This window comes from Pseudomonas sp. S8, from assembly GCF_050473925.1.
In the GTDB taxonomy this organism is placed as follows: domain Bacteria; phylum Pseudomonadota; class Gammaproteobacteria; order Pseudomonadales; family Pseudomonadaceae; genus Aquipseudomonas; species Aquipseudomonas parakoreensis.
Window position 1 is genome coordinate 1,688,371 of record NZ_JBFDVZ010000016.1, and the last position, 17,117, is coordinate 1,705,487.

General features: G+C 59.8%; 14 protein-coding genes and 1 pseudogene. 7 read left to right on the plus strand and 8 right to left on the minus strand.

The features are described from left to right. Positions 1-31 precede the first annotated feature (31 nt). The 3 genes and pseudogenes from AB1J88_RS08760 to AB1J88_RS08770 all read right to left on the minus strand — a co-directional run. Positions 32-322, minus strand: a pseudogene (locus AB1J88_RS08760) (DUF6124 family protein); the annotation flags it as partial. Positions 323-520: 198 nt separating this feature from the next. Next, on the minus strand, positions 521-2,902 hold the full coding sequence (locus tag AB1J88_RS08765; protein WP_430290820.1) for a hypothetical protein: 2,382 nt from the start codon (positions 2,900-2,902) through the stop codon (positions 521-523). Positions 2,903-3,117: 215 nt separating this feature from the next. Beyond that, a complete protein-coding gene (locus AB1J88_RS08770; RefSeq protein WP_430290822.1) occupies positions 3,118-3,552 on the minus strand; it encodes a type II secretion system protein N in 435 nt (144 codons plus the stop codon). Between the two features lie 131 nt (positions 3,553-3,683). Between AB1J88_RS08770 and gspH the strand changes: the two genes are divergently transcribed. Both gspH and AB1J88_RS08780 read left to right on the plus strand, forming a co-directional pair. Beyond that, positions 3,684-4,136 (plus strand): type II secretion system minor pseudopilin GspH, encoded by a 453-nt coding sequence (gene gspH, locus AB1J88_RS08775; protein ID WP_430290824.1) that lies wholly within the window; start codon positions 3,684-3,686, stop codon positions 4,134-4,136. Beyond that, entirely contained in the window at positions 4,133-4,741 is a 609-nt protein-coding gene (locus tag AB1J88_RS08780) for a prepilin-type N-terminal cleavage/methylation domain-containing protein (RefSeq protein ID WP_430290826.1), read from the plus strand. The genes gspH and AB1J88_RS08780 overlap by 4 nt, the downstream gene beginning before the upstream one ends. 142 nt (positions 4,742-4,883) lie before the next feature. On the opposite strand, the gene AB1J88_RS08785 is transcribed toward AB1J88_RS08780, so the two are convergent. The 3 genes from AB1J88_RS08785 to AB1J88_RS08795 are packed head-to-tail and all read right to left on the minus strand — an operon-like array spanning position 4,884 to position 7,067. After that, positions 4,884-5,822 carry a FecR family protein gene (locus tag AB1J88_RS08785; RefSeq protein ID WP_430290827.1) on the minus strand — a complete coding sequence of 313 codons (939 nt, stop codon included), beginning with the start codon at positions 5,820-5,822 and terminating at the stop codon, positions 4,884-4,886. A gap of 31 nt (positions 5,823-5,853) precedes the next feature. Continuing rightward, positions 5,854-6,405: an RNA polymerase sigma factor gene (locus tag AB1J88_RS08790; protein ID WP_027613107.1), complete on the minus strand. Its 552-nt coding sequence runs from the start codon at positions 6,403-6,405 to the stop codon at positions 5,854-5,856. Next, positions 6,402-7,067: a secretin and TonB N-terminal domain-containing protein gene (locus AB1J88_RS08795; protein ID WP_430290829.1), complete on the minus strand. Its 666-nt coding sequence runs from the start codon at positions 7,065-7,067 to the stop codon at positions 6,402-6,404. The genes AB1J88_RS08790 and AB1J88_RS08795 overlap by 4 nt, the downstream gene beginning before the upstream one ends. A gap of 207 nt (positions 7,068-7,274) precedes the next feature. On the opposite strand from AB1J88_RS08795, the gene AB1J88_RS08800 reads away from it, so the two are divergent. Next, on the plus strand, positions 7,275-7,619 hold the full coding sequence (locus tag AB1J88_RS08800) for a hypothetical protein (RefSeq protein ID WP_430290830.1): 345 nt from the start codon (positions 7,275-7,277) through the stop codon (positions 7,617-7,619). 218 nt (positions 7,620-7,837) lie between these two features. Here AB1J88_RS08800 and AB1J88_RS08805 read toward each other — a convergent pair whose 3' ends face one another. Beyond that, complete coding sequence (locus AB1J88_RS08805) at positions 7,838-8,278, minus strand: carboxymuconolactone decarboxylase family protein (RefSeq protein ID WP_041062432.1); 441 nt, start codon at positions 8,276-8,278, stop codon at positions 7,838-7,840. A 315-nt stretch (positions 8,279-8,593) separates the two neighbouring features. Between AB1J88_RS08805 and AB1J88_RS08810 the strand changes: the two genes are divergently transcribed. The 4 genes from AB1J88_RS08810 to AB1J88_RS08825 all read left to right on the plus strand — a co-directional run bounded on the left by AB1J88_RS08810 (position 8,594) and on the right by AB1J88_RS08825 (position 11,991). Beyond that, positions 8,594-10,027, plus strand: a complete 1,434-nt coding sequence (locus AB1J88_RS08810) for a PLP-dependent aminotransferase family protein (RefSeq protein ID WP_430290832.1) — start codon at positions 8,594-8,596, stop codon at positions 10,025-10,027. Between the two features lie 123 nt (positions 10,028-10,150). Then, positions 10,151-10,444, plus strand: a complete 294-nt coding sequence (locus AB1J88_RS08815) for a putative quinol monooxygenase (protein ID WP_003225668.1) — start codon at positions 10,151-10,153, stop codon at positions 10,442-10,444. 190 nt (positions 10,445-10,634) lie between these two features. Continuing rightward, a complete protein-coding gene (locus AB1J88_RS08820) occupies positions 10,635-11,036 on the plus strand; it encodes a cupin domain-containing protein (protein WP_121185061.1) in 402 nt (133 codons plus the stop codon). A gap of 241 nt (positions 11,037-11,277) precedes the next feature. Then, on the plus strand, positions 11,278-11,991 hold the full coding sequence (locus AB1J88_RS08825) for an ATPase (RefSeq protein ID WP_430290835.1): 714 nt from the start codon (positions 11,278-11,280) through the stop codon (positions 11,989-11,991). 147 nt (positions 11,992-12,138) lie between these two features. Here AB1J88_RS08825 and AB1J88_RS08830 read toward each other — a convergent pair whose 3' ends face one another. Further along, positions 12,139-17,034: an NAD-glutamate dehydrogenase gene (locus AB1J88_RS08830; protein WP_222014880.1), complete on the minus strand. Its 4,896-nt coding sequence runs from the start codon at positions 17,032-17,034 to the stop codon at positions 12,139-12,141. Positions 17,035-17,117: the final 83 nt, after the last annotated feature.

A 17,117-nucleotide genomic window follows, 5' to 3' on the forward strand; every position in this document is an offset into this window, starting at 1 on the left:
AATCAATCACCAAGTGTCCCCGACACCTACATCACCCCTGCAACTGCAAATTATCCAACGCCCGACTCACCGCCAACTCCCCGAGCATGATCAACTGCGCAATCCCCGCCAGCGCATGACGCTGCGACACCGGCAACAAGCTGGCGACGTTCTGCGCGAGGGTGTTGGCTGAAGCGAGCGTTTCACTGGCATCGACCAGCAGCTCTTCAGTTTTGTTGTCCGCCGTCACGGCATACATCCCACGGGTTTTACGTGTGGGTGGTGTGGAACCGAGCGGACAGAGGTAATGGTCGAGCGCGCGGTCGGCGGCTTCGTGGAGTCTTGAGAAATGGAGCCGTCAGCCATCGCGGCTGAACGAAGAGGTGGCGAAATCCTCCTGCGCCCCCCTCAAATGGCCGAGGTTATCAGGTGTAACTGACGACTTTGGCCATATGAACTGAGCTATTTCCTTTAAGCCCACGTCTACATCAGCCGGATATTTCAAGTCCATGCTCATGAACAACCGAGTCGAAAGTAATGCTCATGGTTGCTGCAACACATTACCGGGCATTGTCAAAGAGCCCTTCGCCCGGTTAACAGAAGGTTTCGCAAGATCCACCGCTTTGATCCTGTACCGTTTCACTGGCCCGTCAATAGCGTCCGCTTTTACTTTGCTCATAGTCAAAGCCACCTTGTAATGCAGCTCCAGCAAGCTATCGTTTCCCAGCTCTTGAAAATAGCTGTATGGCACTGTCTGAAGATATTGCCCGGTATTTATCCAGTTCTGATTCACCGACGCGCCCGGGACGTTCCACACCTGACGATTGTGCTCTGCACCCGTGGCAGTCATGCCTTTCAATTCCAGCCAAACAGGCTGACCAGCCTGCATGAATGCCCAGGCTCCCGCTCGGAGAGTACCGCCTTCCGTGACTTTGCTCAGATCCAGCTCATCGCCCTCAGCCTGCACGATGCTGAGTTTATCCAGCTCTGCGGCAGGTAACGGCAGGACGTTTACAGTCAGCGTGCCCGACGAGGTTTTACTGTCGCCCTCCGTGACTTCGTACTTGAGCATGAAGCTTTTAGCGGCGTTGCCGACGTTGGCAGCAATGGCCTCAGAATCAATCGAAAACTCCGCACTCCCACTCTCCGCACCCTGCATGGGTGGAATTGTCGGGGAGCCGGCTCCCGGCGTGCCGGACATTATCAACTGAATGCTTTGGTCCTTATTCATACCAGGGTAGGCAACGCTGACCCGTAAACCTGATTTGGCATCAACAGCGGCCAGGGTCACACTTGCCCCGACATCTGACGCGTGTGGCACTTGCAGTATGGGAACTTGAGCGTTTTGGTCCTGAGGCTCATAAACAAAGGTGCGGCCATCAGAGCCACTCAAGTCCACCCGGACAATAGGCATGAACTGCCCCGTCTCCTGAAAGTAATCGCGCTGAAAAAAGCGCGCGCTCGTTAACGCCGTTTCACTTGTATGGAAAAAGGCTTGAATGGGGAGCTGCGTCGCAATGTTCTGGGGCCACGCGGCGATGATGACCTCGTTATGAAGCCTGCGCATATTCGGATCAGGAAGGTGAGATCTAACATCAACACTCATCGCAAATTCGGATTGATTTGCACCGAAACTACAATGGTGCCTATAAAGCCCCTGCAACTCATCGTAATAAACGCGCCATGTTGCGATATCGATAACACCTTGCTCCACACAGGGCTTGCTAATGGATAACTCCCCGTACTCGTTGCAACTGTCGCTTCGGTGTTCGGTTGCAGCATCTAACGGATAGGCGCAGCGCACGGTAAGGGGAAAACCTGCGGGTGCCGCCATTTCCTTGAGAATCAAACCTTGGCTTTTCGCATACAAAAAGCCCTCGGTGCCGACATCTTCTCGAATATAGGAAAATGACACGCCGTTTCGCTGTACTGATCCAGGGCTTGGGTTCCAAGCATGGTAGTCCGGTGAAGCACTTGTCACTCTGATCAACACGCCATTGCACTCGTAGGCTGGCGAGTTGCCGCGACAGGCAGGCGCTGTGTCGGCATACCTTGCATTCAGCTTATCGGCCACTTGATAACCGATGTACAACTGATCCTGCTGATTGAATCCGAATACCGCACGCTCTGCCTGAGCCAAATCCATTCGCAGAATTGGCAGCCAATCCCCGGTAGTTGCAAAGTAGTCATACTGATCTTTCTGCGCCCCGAGCAACGAACCTGATTGATTCGTATCGTAAAAAAGCGCCTGGATCGGAATTTTTTTGGGTGCGGTTTCGTCCCAGTTTCTTATCTGCAACTGGGTAGGTCGGGCCGACCAATCGCTGTCGATGCCTTGATGCGCCAGCAGGCTGGCCTTGAATAACGTGGGATTGAGGCTGTTCAACGAGCATTGCTTTGTCGGTTGTCGGCCTTGTTGCTCGAAGTGCGCCAACCAACTCGCTGAATCACTTACGCCCTCGCTTGCGCAAGAGCTCGCGTCGGCGGCCTGTCGACTTGCACTTGACAGGCCGCAACCGAAACCCGCATGGCTCCCAACAGGGACAAACGCGAAAGGATAGGCGCACAGGACATCCAGTGGCTGATCCTTGCCAATAGCCGTGAACGAATCACTGAACACCACGCCATTGGCTGACGACAATGTCTGGGTACCCAAATCGGCGCGCAGATAGACAAAACTTTCCGCCCCCAATTGCGCGGCTACATCATCGTGTTTCCAGAATTCGATCATCGGAGCGCTGCCATGCAACATGACGCCGCTGCAAAAATACGCCGGATTACCCCCTGCACACTCTGTTTGCACGTTTTGATAGCGCTTGTTGAGCAACTGTGCGATTTCCGGGCCGGTTGCGGCTTCCCCCAGGCTATTGAACAGTAGCAATGCCAGTAGCCACGCCTTAACCCGCGTCCATTCGATTTTCATGATGCTCCGCCTTGATCTCAAGCTTCGAACAGGCCCTGGAATAACCCGGTTCACTGTCAGGCAATCATTAGTTATGCATGGCGAACACTTCTGTTCAGCCATGCAGATACGGGATGATTGAAGGCTTGATGCAGAGCGGCTGTCACCTGTCACATCTGACAGGTGAGTGGGGCTTTATGACGAATGGTCATTTCCTGGAAGCGGAAGAACAGGCTCTACTCAGGCCGGATGAGCGGCGACAACGGCGGCCCCTCCGCCAACCTTTCCACTTCCAACCTCACCCTCTCGCCACTCTGCTCAATCACCACCCCATCCCCCTCCACCGTCACCAACTTCACCCCAGGCCCCACCCGCTCTCCCTGCAAAAAACTCCGCGGCGGGCCATCGTTCAAACTCAAAATCGCCACCGCCCCGCGACTCCCCGCCATCACCCCGCTCACCTTGATGTCCATCGGCGCCGTCTGGTTGGAAAACCACTGCAACGCCGGGCTATCACTGCGTGCCGCGAGCATTTGTGGGGGGGCTGGTGGGGTGTGGGATTCGGCGGAGGTCAGGAGCAGTGACGACCAGGTCGCGACGCCGACCAGGGCGGCGAGCAGTGCGAGGGCCTGGACGGTTTGCGGGGGGGATATGCGGGTGGTGAGCATCATGGGCTGAATCTCCTTTTGTCCCTGCTGACAGGCTACGCGGCAATTCTCACGGTTTTATTTCACACGGCTTACATGTTGTCCGTGCAGGATGTTTTTTTGGACGGGGCTGGACGCAACGGAGCGCGCAACCAATGAAGGTGGGCAGGCAACAGGGCTTTACGCTGATCGAACTGATGGTGGTGCTGGTGATCATCGGGATCGCCAGTGCGGCGATCAGCCTGAGTATCAAGCCGGATCCGCTGCAGTTGCTGCGCAAGGACGCCGAGCGTGTGGCGCAGTTGCTGCAGGTGGCGCAGGCGGAGGCCCGCGCCGATGGCCGGCCGATTGTGTGGCTGAGCGATGGCAAGGGCTTTCGGTTCAGTCGGCGCAGTGACAGTGGTCGTGGGTTCGAGCATTTCAAGGATGATCCGCAGTTGCGGCCGCGCACCTGGCAGAGTCCGAAGCTGGAGGTGCGGGTAGAGCCGAAGCAGAAGGTGGTGCTCAATGCCGAGTGGATCAATCCGCCGCTGCAATTGACCCTGTCTGATGGGCTCAATCGGCTGAGTGTGCTGCGTGATGCCAGTGGCAGGATCAGTGTGCAATGAACGATCAACGGGGCTTTACCCTGATCGAGGTGATGGTCGCGATTCTGCTGATGGCGGTGGTCAGTTTGATTGCGTGGCGTGGGCTGGACAGTGTGACGCGGGCGGACAGTCATTTGCAGGCGAGCAGTGAGCAGAGCGACAGTTTGTTGCGGGCGTTGAATCAGTTGCAGCGTGATGTGGAGATGCGCGCTGGGGTTGAATTGACCGAGCCGAAGAAGGCTGGCGTGGACGATGAACCGCCGAGTGCGCCGCCTGCGCTGACGGTGCGAAGCAGTGACAGCAAGGGGTTTCGGCTGGACATTATTCGCCGTGCGGCGGATCAGCCGGGGGCGTTGCAGCGGGTGCGTTGGTGGGTCAAGGGGGATACGTTGTATCGGGCGGTGGCTGAGGCGAGCAGTCGGTATCCGTTACCGGCGCCTGGAAATGGAGTAGCGGTGTTGCAGGGGGTGAGTGATGTGCAGGTGCGGGTTTGGGAGGTGGATAAGGGTTGGCGGCAGTTGAGTGGCAATCGGCGGGAGAACCCGTTGGGGTTGGAGGTGCGGTTGACGCGGGAGACGGCGCAGGGGGTGGAGCGGTATCGGCAGGTGATGGGGCCGTTTGAGTGATGCATGCAGGTTATGTCGATATCACTGCATATCGGAGATTTCTGTAGGAGCTGCCGAAGGCTGCGATCTTTTGATCTTCAAAAACAAAAGATCGCAGCCTTCGGCAGCTCCTACATTGGGATTGGTGGTGTTGGCGGGATTGTTAGCTGAGGACGACGACGCCGCCGGGCAGTTCGGTGCATTTGACGCCGTAGGCGTCGCGAATCAGCAGGGCGACGCCGGCGAGTTGGTCGAGGCTGAAGCGGGCCTGGACGCGGCGTTGGCCGAGTTCACGGTTGAGCAGCAACAACATGCCGGGGCGGTAGCGGTTGATCTCGTCGATCATTTGGCTGAGGGTCGCGCCGTTGAATACCAGCACTTGTTGGCGCCAGTTCATCACTGCGGCGGTGTCGACGCTTTGCACTGCGCCCACTCGTTGCGAGTCGTAGGTCAGTTGTTCACCGGGCTGCAGGCGCAGGCTGTGGCCATCGACATTGACGTCCACCGAACCATCGAGGCACGTCACGCACACTTGCTGATCGGTGTTGCGCAGGTTGAACCGCGCCTGACGGGCGCGCAACCACCCTCCTCCAGCCTGCATCGCCAATGGCAACCGCCCGGTCTGCACTTCAACCTCGCCGCTGACCAGTTCGAATCCCTGCACATCGTCATCGCCGGCGCGCTGGTTAATGCGGGTCTGGGTGTTGAGTTCCAGGCTCACGCCATCGGCCGGTTCGAAACGCTTCTGCTGGCCGACTTCGGTGATGTAATCGGCGCCGAGCCCTTCAAAGCCACCGGGAATCGTGCCTCGCACCAGCAAAAACGCTGCTGATGCCGCGATAGCGCCACCGAGAAACGCCCGGCGACCGAAGCGCCGAGGCGACTGCACCCTTTCAGCGGCAGGCTGCAGGTTGTGCCACAACACCTTGGCGTCTTCGAAAGCGCGTGCATGTTCCGGGCTCTGCGCGCACCACTGGCGCAACGCCCGGGCGTCGGCCACGGTGGCGCGGCCGGAGGTCAGCAGGACCAACCAGTCGTGGGCTTCGCTGTGCAGATTGTCGGCCGCCGATGGCTTGGCAGGTGTCAGTCGAAAGATGTTCAAACGCGCAGATTCTCAACGAAATGATCGGGCACTATTCAGAAGACGGTTTTCCGGCCCCGCGACCGAACCGCTGAAACACTTTTCTTTCCAGTTTCGCCGCGCAGAAGCCCAACGCGGCTTTGATTTCCTTCTCGACCATGCGCGTAGAGATGCCAAAGCGCTGGGAGATTTCCAGGTGCGGCGCCTCCTCCAGCCGCGCCGCGATAAAGATTCTGCGACGCCGCGCTGGCAGCTCGTAAAGGGCGCTGAGCAGCGACTGAATTTCTTTTTGCCCACCGACCACCCGCGCCGGATCCAGCGCCTCGTCGCCGATCTGCAACAGCTCTTCGACTTCCTCGCCGGTGAGCAGGCGCGCGTCGGCCTGACGGCGGTCGGCGGCGATGTTCAGGGCCATGCGATAGAGGTAAGCGTTGGGCCGCAGCAGGTTGGGCGGCGTTTCCATGCGGTCGACCCGCAGGTAGGTTTCGTGCAACACATCGTTGGCCAGATCTTCCGAGCCGAGACGCCTGCGCAAGCGCACCCGAAAGTCCTCGTAGGACGTCAGGAACAGCTGGACCATCGAACCTTGTCCGGTGTCTTTCATCCCCCGGAAACTCCTTCCCATTTGGTGCATTCCATGCGTTTCCCTGACGACTCCGGTAACAACAGCAACGTGACCGGCTGACGCAACGCGCTGGGCGTCGGCCGGTCGATCCTGAAATTGCGAAAGCTCTCCACCAGCGCGGTATCGCGCCGTTCATCACCGGTCGAAGTGACCAACCGGTTGTGCTGCACCACGCCGTTACGCCCGACCCAGACCTGCAACACCGCGCGATAACTGCCCGGACGGGTCAGCGGCGAACGGCACAGGTTGCGCTCGATCGCCGCTTGCACCGCGGTGGCGTAGCTGCGACTGACAGCGACACTGGCCGAGGTGGTTTTGTCCAGCGCCGATGGCACGTCCTCGACCTGCGCCACCTGCAAGGTGAACGCATCGGCGCGGGCGTAACGCGCCATCAGGCCGCTGCCGCCGAGCAAACGGCGCAAGGCGTCTGCAGCGGTGTATTCGCCATCGACCGCCAATGAGCGCCGACCGCGACTCAACTGGCTGTCGACCAGCACCGCAACACCCGTGGCGTGGCTGTACTGATCCAGCGCCCGGGCCAGGTCCTGCGCCGGAATGTGCAGGGTCATGCGCAAATCCGCCGGCAGCGGTTCGGCGGTCGCCGCACCGCTGAACCAGCCAAGCAGCAGCCCCAGACTCACCCGGCGCACGAGAGTCGCTGAACGCTGAAGACCGTCCCTGGAACTGCCTCGCTGCACGGCTGACGTACCCCTGAAAACCGTCATCCTGATAGCTGTTTATGAATCTGGTATGACGGGCGGTGCAAAAAAACCATCACGGGATTCGCCCAAGGCTTGCACTAGACTGCAAGCAGACAACGGCCGCTTCGGGCCGGCCAGGAGGCTTGCATGAAATCACTGTGGAAAATCGCCCTCGGCGGGCTGCTGCTGAACGTCTTCGCCAGCGCCCACGCCGAACAGCCGTTGGGTTGTGTGGAGGTAACGGTGGGCGGCTACAAGGCACCGAATTACGACTGCCTGAGCCAGCAGATGGGCAACAATCCCGAGGGTGCCGCCGCCGCGCAGAAGAATCAGGAAGCGCTGAATGTGCCGGTGAACAAACGGCCGCCGAATCAGGTTGGGCTGGCGACCCCGGCGGCGACCAGTACGCGGATGGGCAATACGTTCGGGACGTCAGTCAAACCACAGCGCCCACCCGCCAATAGCGGACCATCCCCATTAACCAATAAATGAATCAAACACCTGAGGCTAAGAAACTCACACACCTAGAGGAAGGGGAAACACACCTGTGGCGAGGGGATTTATCCCCGATCGGCTGCGCAGCAGTCGTCAATCCCGCTGACTCGGTTTATCTGACGGGACCCGCGTCGGATAGTTTTGAGCCTGCTGCGCAGGCCATCGGGGATGAATCCCCTCACCACAAGAAACACCTCAATCACAGGGTGTGTACGTCAGTCGCTTGGGATCTGGCGGAAACTTACCGCCAGGCGATTCCAGCTGTTGATCGTGGTCACTGCCATGGTCAGATCCACCAGTTCGGCCTCACTGAATTGCGCTTTGGCCAACTGGTAAACATCATCCGGCACATGACTTTCAGCCAACAAAGTCACTGCCTCGGCCCAGGCCAACGCGGCGCGCTCGCGGGGATTGAAAAAGCCGCTGTCGCGCCACACCGCAATCGCATACAAACGCCGTTCACTCTCCCCGGCGCGCCGCGCATCCACTGAATGCATGTCGGTGCAAAACGCGCAGCCGTTGAGCTGCGAGGCGCGGATCCGGATCAGTTGCAACAGTGGCGCCTCGATGCTCAGGTCGCGGGTCAGCGCTTCCATGGCGAGCATGGCTTTCATCGCCTTGGGTGAGGCGTTGTAGTAGTCCAGACGCGGGGACATAGGCAGGTCTCGGAATGCGGGATAGTGGTTTTACGGTAGGCGCTGATGCGCCAGCGTTACAGCCCCAATTCCACGAAAAACCGCCACACCACTGAAATCCCGGCCCCACACATTTCCCCTGTAGGAGCTGCCGCAGGCTGCGATCTTTTGATCTTGCTTTTGCTTATAAAAAATCAAAGTCAAAAGATCGCAGCCTGCGGCAGCTCCTACAGGGATGGTGACCAATTTCGGGTTTTTGTGCTGCGCAACTACTGCCCATCACGCAACAGCGGTAATCTGGCCGACACCCCAATCGCCCCCCGGAGCCGCGTCGGTATGGAACTTCACGTCGTGATCAATGGCCGCAAGGACCTGGCCGGCCAGCTGTACAACCAGCTGCGCGGCGCCATCGAGTCCGGGCGTCTGGCCGCCGGCACGCAGTTGCCGCCCAGCCGCTTGCTGGCCGAGCAACTGGGGATCTCGCGCAAGACTATTTCCGACACCTACGCGCAACTGACCTACGAAAACTTCCTTACCGGCGTCATCGGCAAAGGCACCTACGTCAACGCCCGTCCGGCGCAGGTTCAGCGCAAGCAAAGCCACACCGAACTGGCCAGCGCCGAACAGATCGAGCGCTGGCGCAACCTGCCGATGTTCCTGCAGCACCCGACGCTGGAAGGCTCGCTGCGTTACGATTTTATCGGCGGCGCCACCAGCAAGGGCCAGTTCCCGCATGACGACTGGCGCCGTTGCGTCTCGCATGCGATGCGCCAGATGGCCGGCTCCAAAGGTTTCTACAGCGTTCCCGAAGGCTTGCCGGCACTGCGCAATGCGATTGCCCGGCACATCGCGTTTTCGCGCGGGATCAATGCTCAGGACGAGGACATCGTGGTGTGTAACGGCGCGCAGCAGGCGCTGGATCTGATCACCCGCGTGCTGATCAGCCCCGGCAGCCAAGTGGCGATGGAAGACCCGGGGTATCCGCCGGCCCGCCTGCTGTTCGGCAGCCACGGCGCCGCAGTCAGTGGAGTTCCGGTGGATGCCGAAGGCATTGTGGTCGAACAGATTCCCGAGGGTACGCGGCTGATTTACGTCACCCCGTCGCACCAGTTTCCGCTGGGCATGCCGATGAGCCAGGCACGCCGCGAGGCGTTACTCGCCCGGGCGTATGAACTGGGCGCGATCATCATTGAGGACGACTATGACAGCGAGTTCCGCTATGAAGGCCGGCCTACGGACTCTCTGTTCAGCCTCGATCAGCGCGGCATCGTGGCCTACGTCGGCACCTTCTCCAAGACCCTGCTGCCGGAGCTGCGCCTGGGTTACGCGATTCTGCCGCCGGCGATCCTCGAAGCGGTGATCCGCGCGAAAAAGCTCACTGACCAGCACGCTTCAACCTTGCCGCAATGGGCGCTGGCCAAGTTCATTGCCGAAGGTTGCCTGCTCAAGCATATCCGCCGCTGTCACGCGATTTACGCCCAGCGCCGCGAGCGGATTCTGGCGCGCATGGCCACGGATCTGTCGCCGTGGCTGGAGGCGATAGCGCCCAGTGCCGGGTTCCACATGGCAGTGCTGTGCAAGGTGCCGGTCGATCTGGCGCTGGTGATCGAGCTGGCGAGAAAGGTCGAGGTCGGGTTGTATCCCATCGACATTTTCTATTATCAACAGCCGGTGAGGAGCGGCCTGTATTTCGGCTTCGGCGCCATCGAAACCCTCGACATCGACACCGCTCTGGATCGCCTGCGCGACATTCTGCAACAAGTGGCGTGAATGATTGGTCTGCGCGATTAACCGCCGATTGGTTATTGGTGATCAACCGGTGCGGGCCTATTCTGCATGGGCGTTATCCCTCAATGAGCAGGATTCGTCCGGCCTGATTCAGGAGAGTGAGCAATGTCCAACGAAGTGATCAACACCGTCCAGGTGCGCGCCGCCGCCGGCCGTTCGGAAGAGCTCGGCCGGCAGTTGCAGAAGATCGTAGACACCCTGCGCCAGACCCCGGGCTGCGACGCCTATATGGTCGACCGCTGCCCCGAGGACAGCCAACGCTGGACAGTGAGCGCACGCTGGCAGTCGGAAGCGGCGATGCAGGCGCACTTCAACCGGCCCGAGGCGCAGGGGTTTATTGACCTGATCGATAGCCGTCTGGCCAATAGTGTGGATTTCAACAGCTTCCCCATCGTTTAGAAGCAAGATCAAAAGATCGCAGCCTTCGGCAGCTCCTACACTATCCCTGTAGGAGCTGCCGAAGGCTGCGATCTTTTGCTTTTTGGCGGCAGCCGATTGGTCACCCGATCTTCCCGAATATTGGCCGTTTGCATGCCCCACCGCGCAGACTACTGTGGTCACCACTCCCTCCTCCCACAGGTGATCCGCCATGAAAGCCCTGCACCTCTTCACCGCCATTCTCGCCCTGTCCATGTCCGCTGCCGCGCTGGCCCACGACCCGTCCGAAAAAGTCACGGTCCTACAAGACCAGATGCTGAAAAACGCCCCCGGCAAGAAAGCCATGATGATTGAAGTCGACTACAAACCCGGCCAGTCCTCGATCGCCCACAAACACGACGGCACCGCCATGGCCTATGTGCTCGAAGGCGAAGTGATTTCCCAGGTCAAGGGCGAACAGCCGATCACCTACAAGAAAGGCCAGTTCTGGTACGAACCGGCCGGCTCCGAACATCTGGTGTCGAAAAACGCCAGCAAAAGCAAACCGGCGAAGTTGCTGGTGTTCATGGTATTGGCGCCGGACGAACAAGTGCTGATCCCTTTGAAAAACTGATGGTTGTTGGCACAGCCATAAATAAAAAGGCGCAAAACACTGTTTTGCGCCTTTTTATGTCCCGACGAAATTAACCGATTTGCCTTAAAGCCAATAAAACTAATGTATTGCCACAACAGGGAAAATTGTCAGCTTATTTACAGGTTGGCGGGTTTAGTCTGAATCAACTGTCGTGCGCCCGTAACAAACAGCCGCGACAACTCTGACGTTCCGACTGAAGTTGCTTCACGGGAGACTCACCATGAAACTTGCCTTTGCCAGTACCCTGGCGATATCGGTTTTAGCCTTGTCCGCCTGTTCCGTACCCACCGCGCCGAAAGCGGTTTCGTCCCTCGATACGCTGTTCACCCAACCGGTTGGCCGCAGCAGCGCCGCCCAGGTGCAAAGCGGCCCCGGCGTGTCACTGGGCGTGGTCTACAGCCCCAGCACCCTGACCAACCGCGAATACCTGCGTAACTATCAAGCCAACGCCGGCACCGGTTTCGGCCAGAGCCTGCTGGTGCAGCCGATCCATGACGCCTACGTCAACACCTCGAAACCGGACATGGCGGTGGATTGGGTCAAGGCCTCGCTGCAACGGCAGTTCGGTTCAGTAACGGTGTACCCGGACATGCAGAGTTTGCGTGCAGCGCATTCAGACGTGGTGGCGATCATCGACACCCACAGCCAGTTGATCACCTCGCGCAGCTCCGACATCAAGGCCGATGTGAGTGCGGATTTTTATGATGCGAAGTTGAACTACATCGGGACGGCGAAAGGTTCTGAAGCGAAGGAACTGACGCCGGTGTGGGCCGACTTCAAACGTTCGGAAGAGATCGTCGCGGATATTAATCAACAGCAGGATGTGCAAGTTCGGGCGCTGCAGAAGTTTGATCAGTCGCTGAGTAATTTATTGACCAGACCGACAGATAAAGTGTCGATGCTGGATAACAAACAAGCACCTGACTTGTATTGAAAGTAAGGCCCTCATCGCTGGCAAGCCAGCTCCCACAGGATTTGTGGTGACACTCAAACCCTTCGGCAGCTCCTACAGGGAGCGCATCAGCGAGCATAAAAAAGCCCCGGCATCCACGACACCGGGGCTTTCTCATTCAACCACTACTCAGGCCGGTTCAAGCTCGGCATTCGCAGCAGCCGCAGGCACCACCGCTTGCCCGCTCAACGCGAGGTCCAGCAGCTCACGGTTGGCCACGGCATACATGGCGTAGTCAGTGCCGCTCGCAGCACGGATTTCCACCAGCATGGCGCGCCAGCGCTCGATCATGCTTTCGTGCTGTGCCATCCACAGCGCCAGGCGTGCTTCCACGTCCTGAGTGCCGTCGCCCTGTTGCAGGACAGAGATGGTGATCGCACGTTGCTGCCAGTCCACATCGTCACGGAACGCTTCACGGGCCAGGGCCTGCCAGTTGTTTTCAACCGGCAGTGCGCTGATCTGTTGCAGGTACCAGGTGATGTCCAGCGCACTGCCTACGGCGAAGTAGGCCTTGGCCACTTCGGCCGGATCCTGGCCAGTGACGTCGGACGCTTCGATGATCGGCAGCAGGGTGTACAGGTGCGAGGTACCCGCCACCATACGCGCCAGCAACTCCGGCACACCGGCCGCGACGTAAGCCTGATAACGCGCCTGCCAGTTTTCACGGATTTCGCCGCTCAGCAGTTCGTCGAGCTTCAGGCCCAGCTCCTTGAGGTGCGGACCGAAGTGCGCGACGTCACGGGCAGCGTTCTGCTCGTTGCGACGGGCACGCAGGAACCAGCGGGTAGCACGGCGGCCCAGACGCATCAACTCGTCCATCAGCTCCAGCTGCACGTCAGCGGAAACCTGATAGTCGAGCGCTTCGATCTGACGGAACCAGTGCGGGAGGTGGAAGATGTCACGCACGATCACGTAGGCACCGGCCACGTTCGCCGGGCTCATGCCGGTCGACTCTTTGAGTCGCTGCACGAAGGTGATGCCCATGTGGTTGACCAGATCGTTGGCGATCTGGGTGCTGACGATCTCGCGCTTCAGACGGTGACGACGCATGGCTTCGGAGAACTTGCTGACCAGGGTCGGCGGGAACGCCGTTTCCATGTCGCGGGTCAGGTAGTCGTCGTCCGGCACCAGCGAGTTCAGCAGCTGTTCCTTGAGGTCGATCTTGCTGTACGAGATCAGCACCGACAGCTCGGGACGGGTCAGGCCATGGCCTGCCGCAACGCGCTCGTTGATCTGCTCTTCGGTCGGCAGGAACTCGATGGCACGGTCCAGCTTGCCACGGCCTTCCAGATCGCTCATCAGACGCTTGTACTCGGCAATGCGCTCGTAGGCACGACGCGCCGCCAGGGACAGGGCCTGGGTCTGCTTGTAGTTGTTGCCCAGCACCAGACCACCGACTTCGTCGGTCATGCTCGCCAGCAACTGGTTGCGTTGCTTGTCGGTCATGTCGCCGGCCTGAACCACTTCGTTCAGCAGGATCTTGATGTTCACTTCGTGGTCGGAGCAGTCCACGCCACCGGCGTTGTCGATGAAGTCGGTGTTGGAACCGCCGCCATTCAGACCGAATTCCACACGGCCCAGCTGGGTCATGCCGAGGTTACCGCCCTCGCCCACCACTTTGCAGCGCAGCTCGTTGCCGTTCACGCGCAGTGCATCGTTGGCCTTGTCGCCGACGTCGGCATGGCTTTCGCTGCTGGCCTTGACGTAAGTGCCGATACCGCCGTTCCACAGCAGATCCACCGGCGCCTTGAGCAAGGCGTTCAGCAGTTCGGTCGGGGTCAGCTTGTCGGCCTTGATGTCGAAGCGTTCTTTCATCTGCGGCGAGATGGCGATGCTCTTCGCGCTGCGCGAGAAGATGCCGCCACCTTCGGACATGATGCTGGTGTCATAGTCGGTCCAGGCCGAACGCGGCAGGTCGAACATGCGCTGACGCTCGACGAAGCTGGTCGCCGGGTTCGGGTTCGGATCGATGAAGATGTGCATGTGGTTGAACGCAGCGACCAGTTGCAGCTTGTCGGACATCAACAGGCCGTTACCGAACACGTCACCGGCCATGTCACCGACGCCGACCACAGTGATGCTGTCTTCCTGAACATTGATGCCGCGCTCGCGGAAGTGGCGCTGTACGCCGACCCATGCGCCCTTGGCGGTGATGCCCATTTTCTTGTGGTCGTAACCGGCGGAACCACCGGAGGCGAACGCGTCGCCCAGCCAGAAGCCGTAGTCGATGGCGATGCCGTTGGCGATGTCGGAGAAGGTTGCAGTGCCCTTGTCCGCAGCCACCACCAGGTACGGGTCATCGTCGTCATGCCGCACGACGTTGGCCGGCGGCACCAGTGCGCCGTCTTTCAGGTTGTCGGTGATGTCCAGCAGACCCGAAATGAAGATGCGGTAGCAGGCAATGCCTTCGGCCGCGATCTCGTCACGGCTGCCGCCCAATGGCAGACGACGCGGCAGGAAGCCGCCCTTCGCACCCACCGGCACGATGACCGAGTTCTTCACTTGCTGGGCTTTTACCAGGCCGAGGACTTCGGTACGGAAGTCTTCTTCACGGTCGGACCAGCGCAGACCACCGCGCGCAACGTTGCCGAAGCGCAGGTGCACGCCTTCGACGCGTGGCGAGTACACGAAGATTTCGAACTTCGGTACCGGCTTCGGCAGCTCAGGGATCGCGTGCGGGTTGAACTTGAAGCTGAAGTACGACTTGTTCTGGCCGTTGGCATCAGTCTGATAGAAGTTGGTACGCAGGGTGGCTTTGATCAGGTCCAGGTAACGACGCAGGATGCGGTCTTCGTTGAGCACCTGAACATCGTCCAGTGCGGTCAGAATCGCCTGTTCCAGACGCTGTTGCTTGTCTTCCAGATCATCACTGCCCAGCTTGCGCGCCAGGTAGAAACGGGTCTTGAACAACCGGGTCAGCTCGCGAGCGATGTCGGTGTGGTTGTTCAGGGTGCTGGCGATGTAACCCAGGTCGAAGCCCAGACGGATCTGCTTCAGGTAACGGGCGTAGGCGCGCAGCAGCGCCACATCGCGCCATGGCAGACCGGCGGTCAGCACCAGACGGTTGAACGCATCGTTCTCGGCATCGCCACGGACGATGTGGACAAACGCGTCCTGCAGGGTGTCGTTGAGTTGCTGGATATCCAGCTCCAGACCTTCGGCGGCAGTGAACGCGAAGTCGTGAATCCAGAACTCGCGGCCGTTGGTGTGACGCAGACGGTACGGGAACTCACCCAGCACGCGCAGGCCGAGGTTTTCCAGAATCGGCAACACGTCGGACAGCGCCAGCGGGGTGTCGGCGTGGTACAGCTTGCAATGCAGCTCGCGCTGACCAGACACCTGGCCCAACGGCTGATAGAAGCTCATCACCAGCGGATTTTTTTCGTTCAGGCTCAGCAGGTGCTGCATGTCGACCACGGCCGAGTGCGCCGCGAAACGCTCGCGGTAACCTGCCGGGAAGCCTTTCGGGAAATCCGCCAGCACGTTGGTGCCGTGGGCTTCGCCGAAGCTTTCGACGGTCAGTGCGGCGTAGTCGTCCTGCCAGCTGCGGCAGGCCTGCACGACTTCTTTTTCCAGCAGCAGCGGGTCGATGTCGATGCGGTTCTTCGGATCAACGCGCAGGATCAGCTGCACGCGAGCCAGCACGGACTCGGAGAAGAAGGTCCAGAACTCGCAGTCGGTAGCCTTCAGGCGCTCCATCAGGACTTGCTGGATCTTCTGGCGCACTTCGGTGGAATAGATGTCGCGCGGCACGTAGGCCAGGCAGTAGCAGAAGCGACCGTACGGGTCTTTGCGCAGGAACACGCGGATCTTGTTGCGTTCCTGGATCTGCACGATCGACATCACGGTGCTGAACAGTTCGTCGACCGGGGTCTGGAACAGGTCGTCACGCGGCAGCACTTCGAGCACCTGCGCCAGTTCCTTGCCCAGGTGAGCCTTGGACTGGAAGCCGGAACGGCGTTCGATTTCTTCGACCTTGCGGCGGATGAACGGGATGACCCGCACGCTCTCGCCATACACCGAGGAGGTGTAAAGGCCCATGAAGCGGTGTTCCTTGATGACATTGCCGTCAGCGTCGATCTCGCGGATCGACACGTAGTCCGGGTAGGCCGGACGGTGGACACGGCTCGGGTGTGCAGCCTTGGCGAACGACAGCAGGGTCGGTTCGCGCAGGTAGTTCACCGCGTAGTCTTCGATGTGCCGGTCTTCGTTGGTCAGGCCGGTGCGCAGCAGCTTGGTCAGACCGAGGAAGGAATTCTGGTCGTATTCGATATGGCCGCCATCGGCCTGATCGACAACGGTGAACTCTTCGTAGCCGAGGAAGGTGAAGTGGTTGCCCACCAGCCATTCCAGGAAGCTTTTGATTTCGCTCTTTTCGTCGGCATCGACGGCGAATGCGCTGTGATCGAGCTTGGTGAGGATCTCCTGCACCTTGGCCTTCATCGGCTCGAAATCAGCGACCGCGACGCGCACTTCACCGAGCACCTGCTCCAGCTCTTTGCTCAGCACATTCAGTTCGGCCGCGTTGGCGCAGCGGTCGATTTCCAGGTACATCAGCGACTCGTGCAGCACGCCTTCGCCGGTGCTGCCCTTGGGCAGGATTTCCAGCAGCTCGCCCTTGCTGCCACGGCGTACGCTGAGCACGGTGGTCTGCAGGGTGTGGATGCTGTAGCCGCGGCGGTTCAGCTCGGTGCGCACCGAGTCGACCAGAAACGGCAGGTCGTGGTGCAGCACTTCGACCGCGGTGTGGGTCGACTGCCAGCCATGACGCTCGTAATCGGGGTTGTAGACGCGCACTTGCGGTTGCGCGTGATCGAAGCGCTCAAGCAGGCGCCACGCGGAAAGAGTACAGCCAGCGAGGTCGGAGAGGCGACGTTGAGTCAGCTCGTCCAGGGAAATGATGCCGAAGAATTGTTCAGCGAACAGCGCCACTTGTGGCAGTGCCTGTTCACTGATGTGCTGCGCCAGTGCCGCTTGCAGTTGGTGCTGGAAGTCGGCTTTGCTGGCTGCGGTGAAGAACGCCATCTGTGGTACTCCGCTTAAGCTTGTTATTGATGGAAAGCGTCGCGTGCAACACCCCTTGCGGGGCTTGTGTCGCCCTGTTCCTG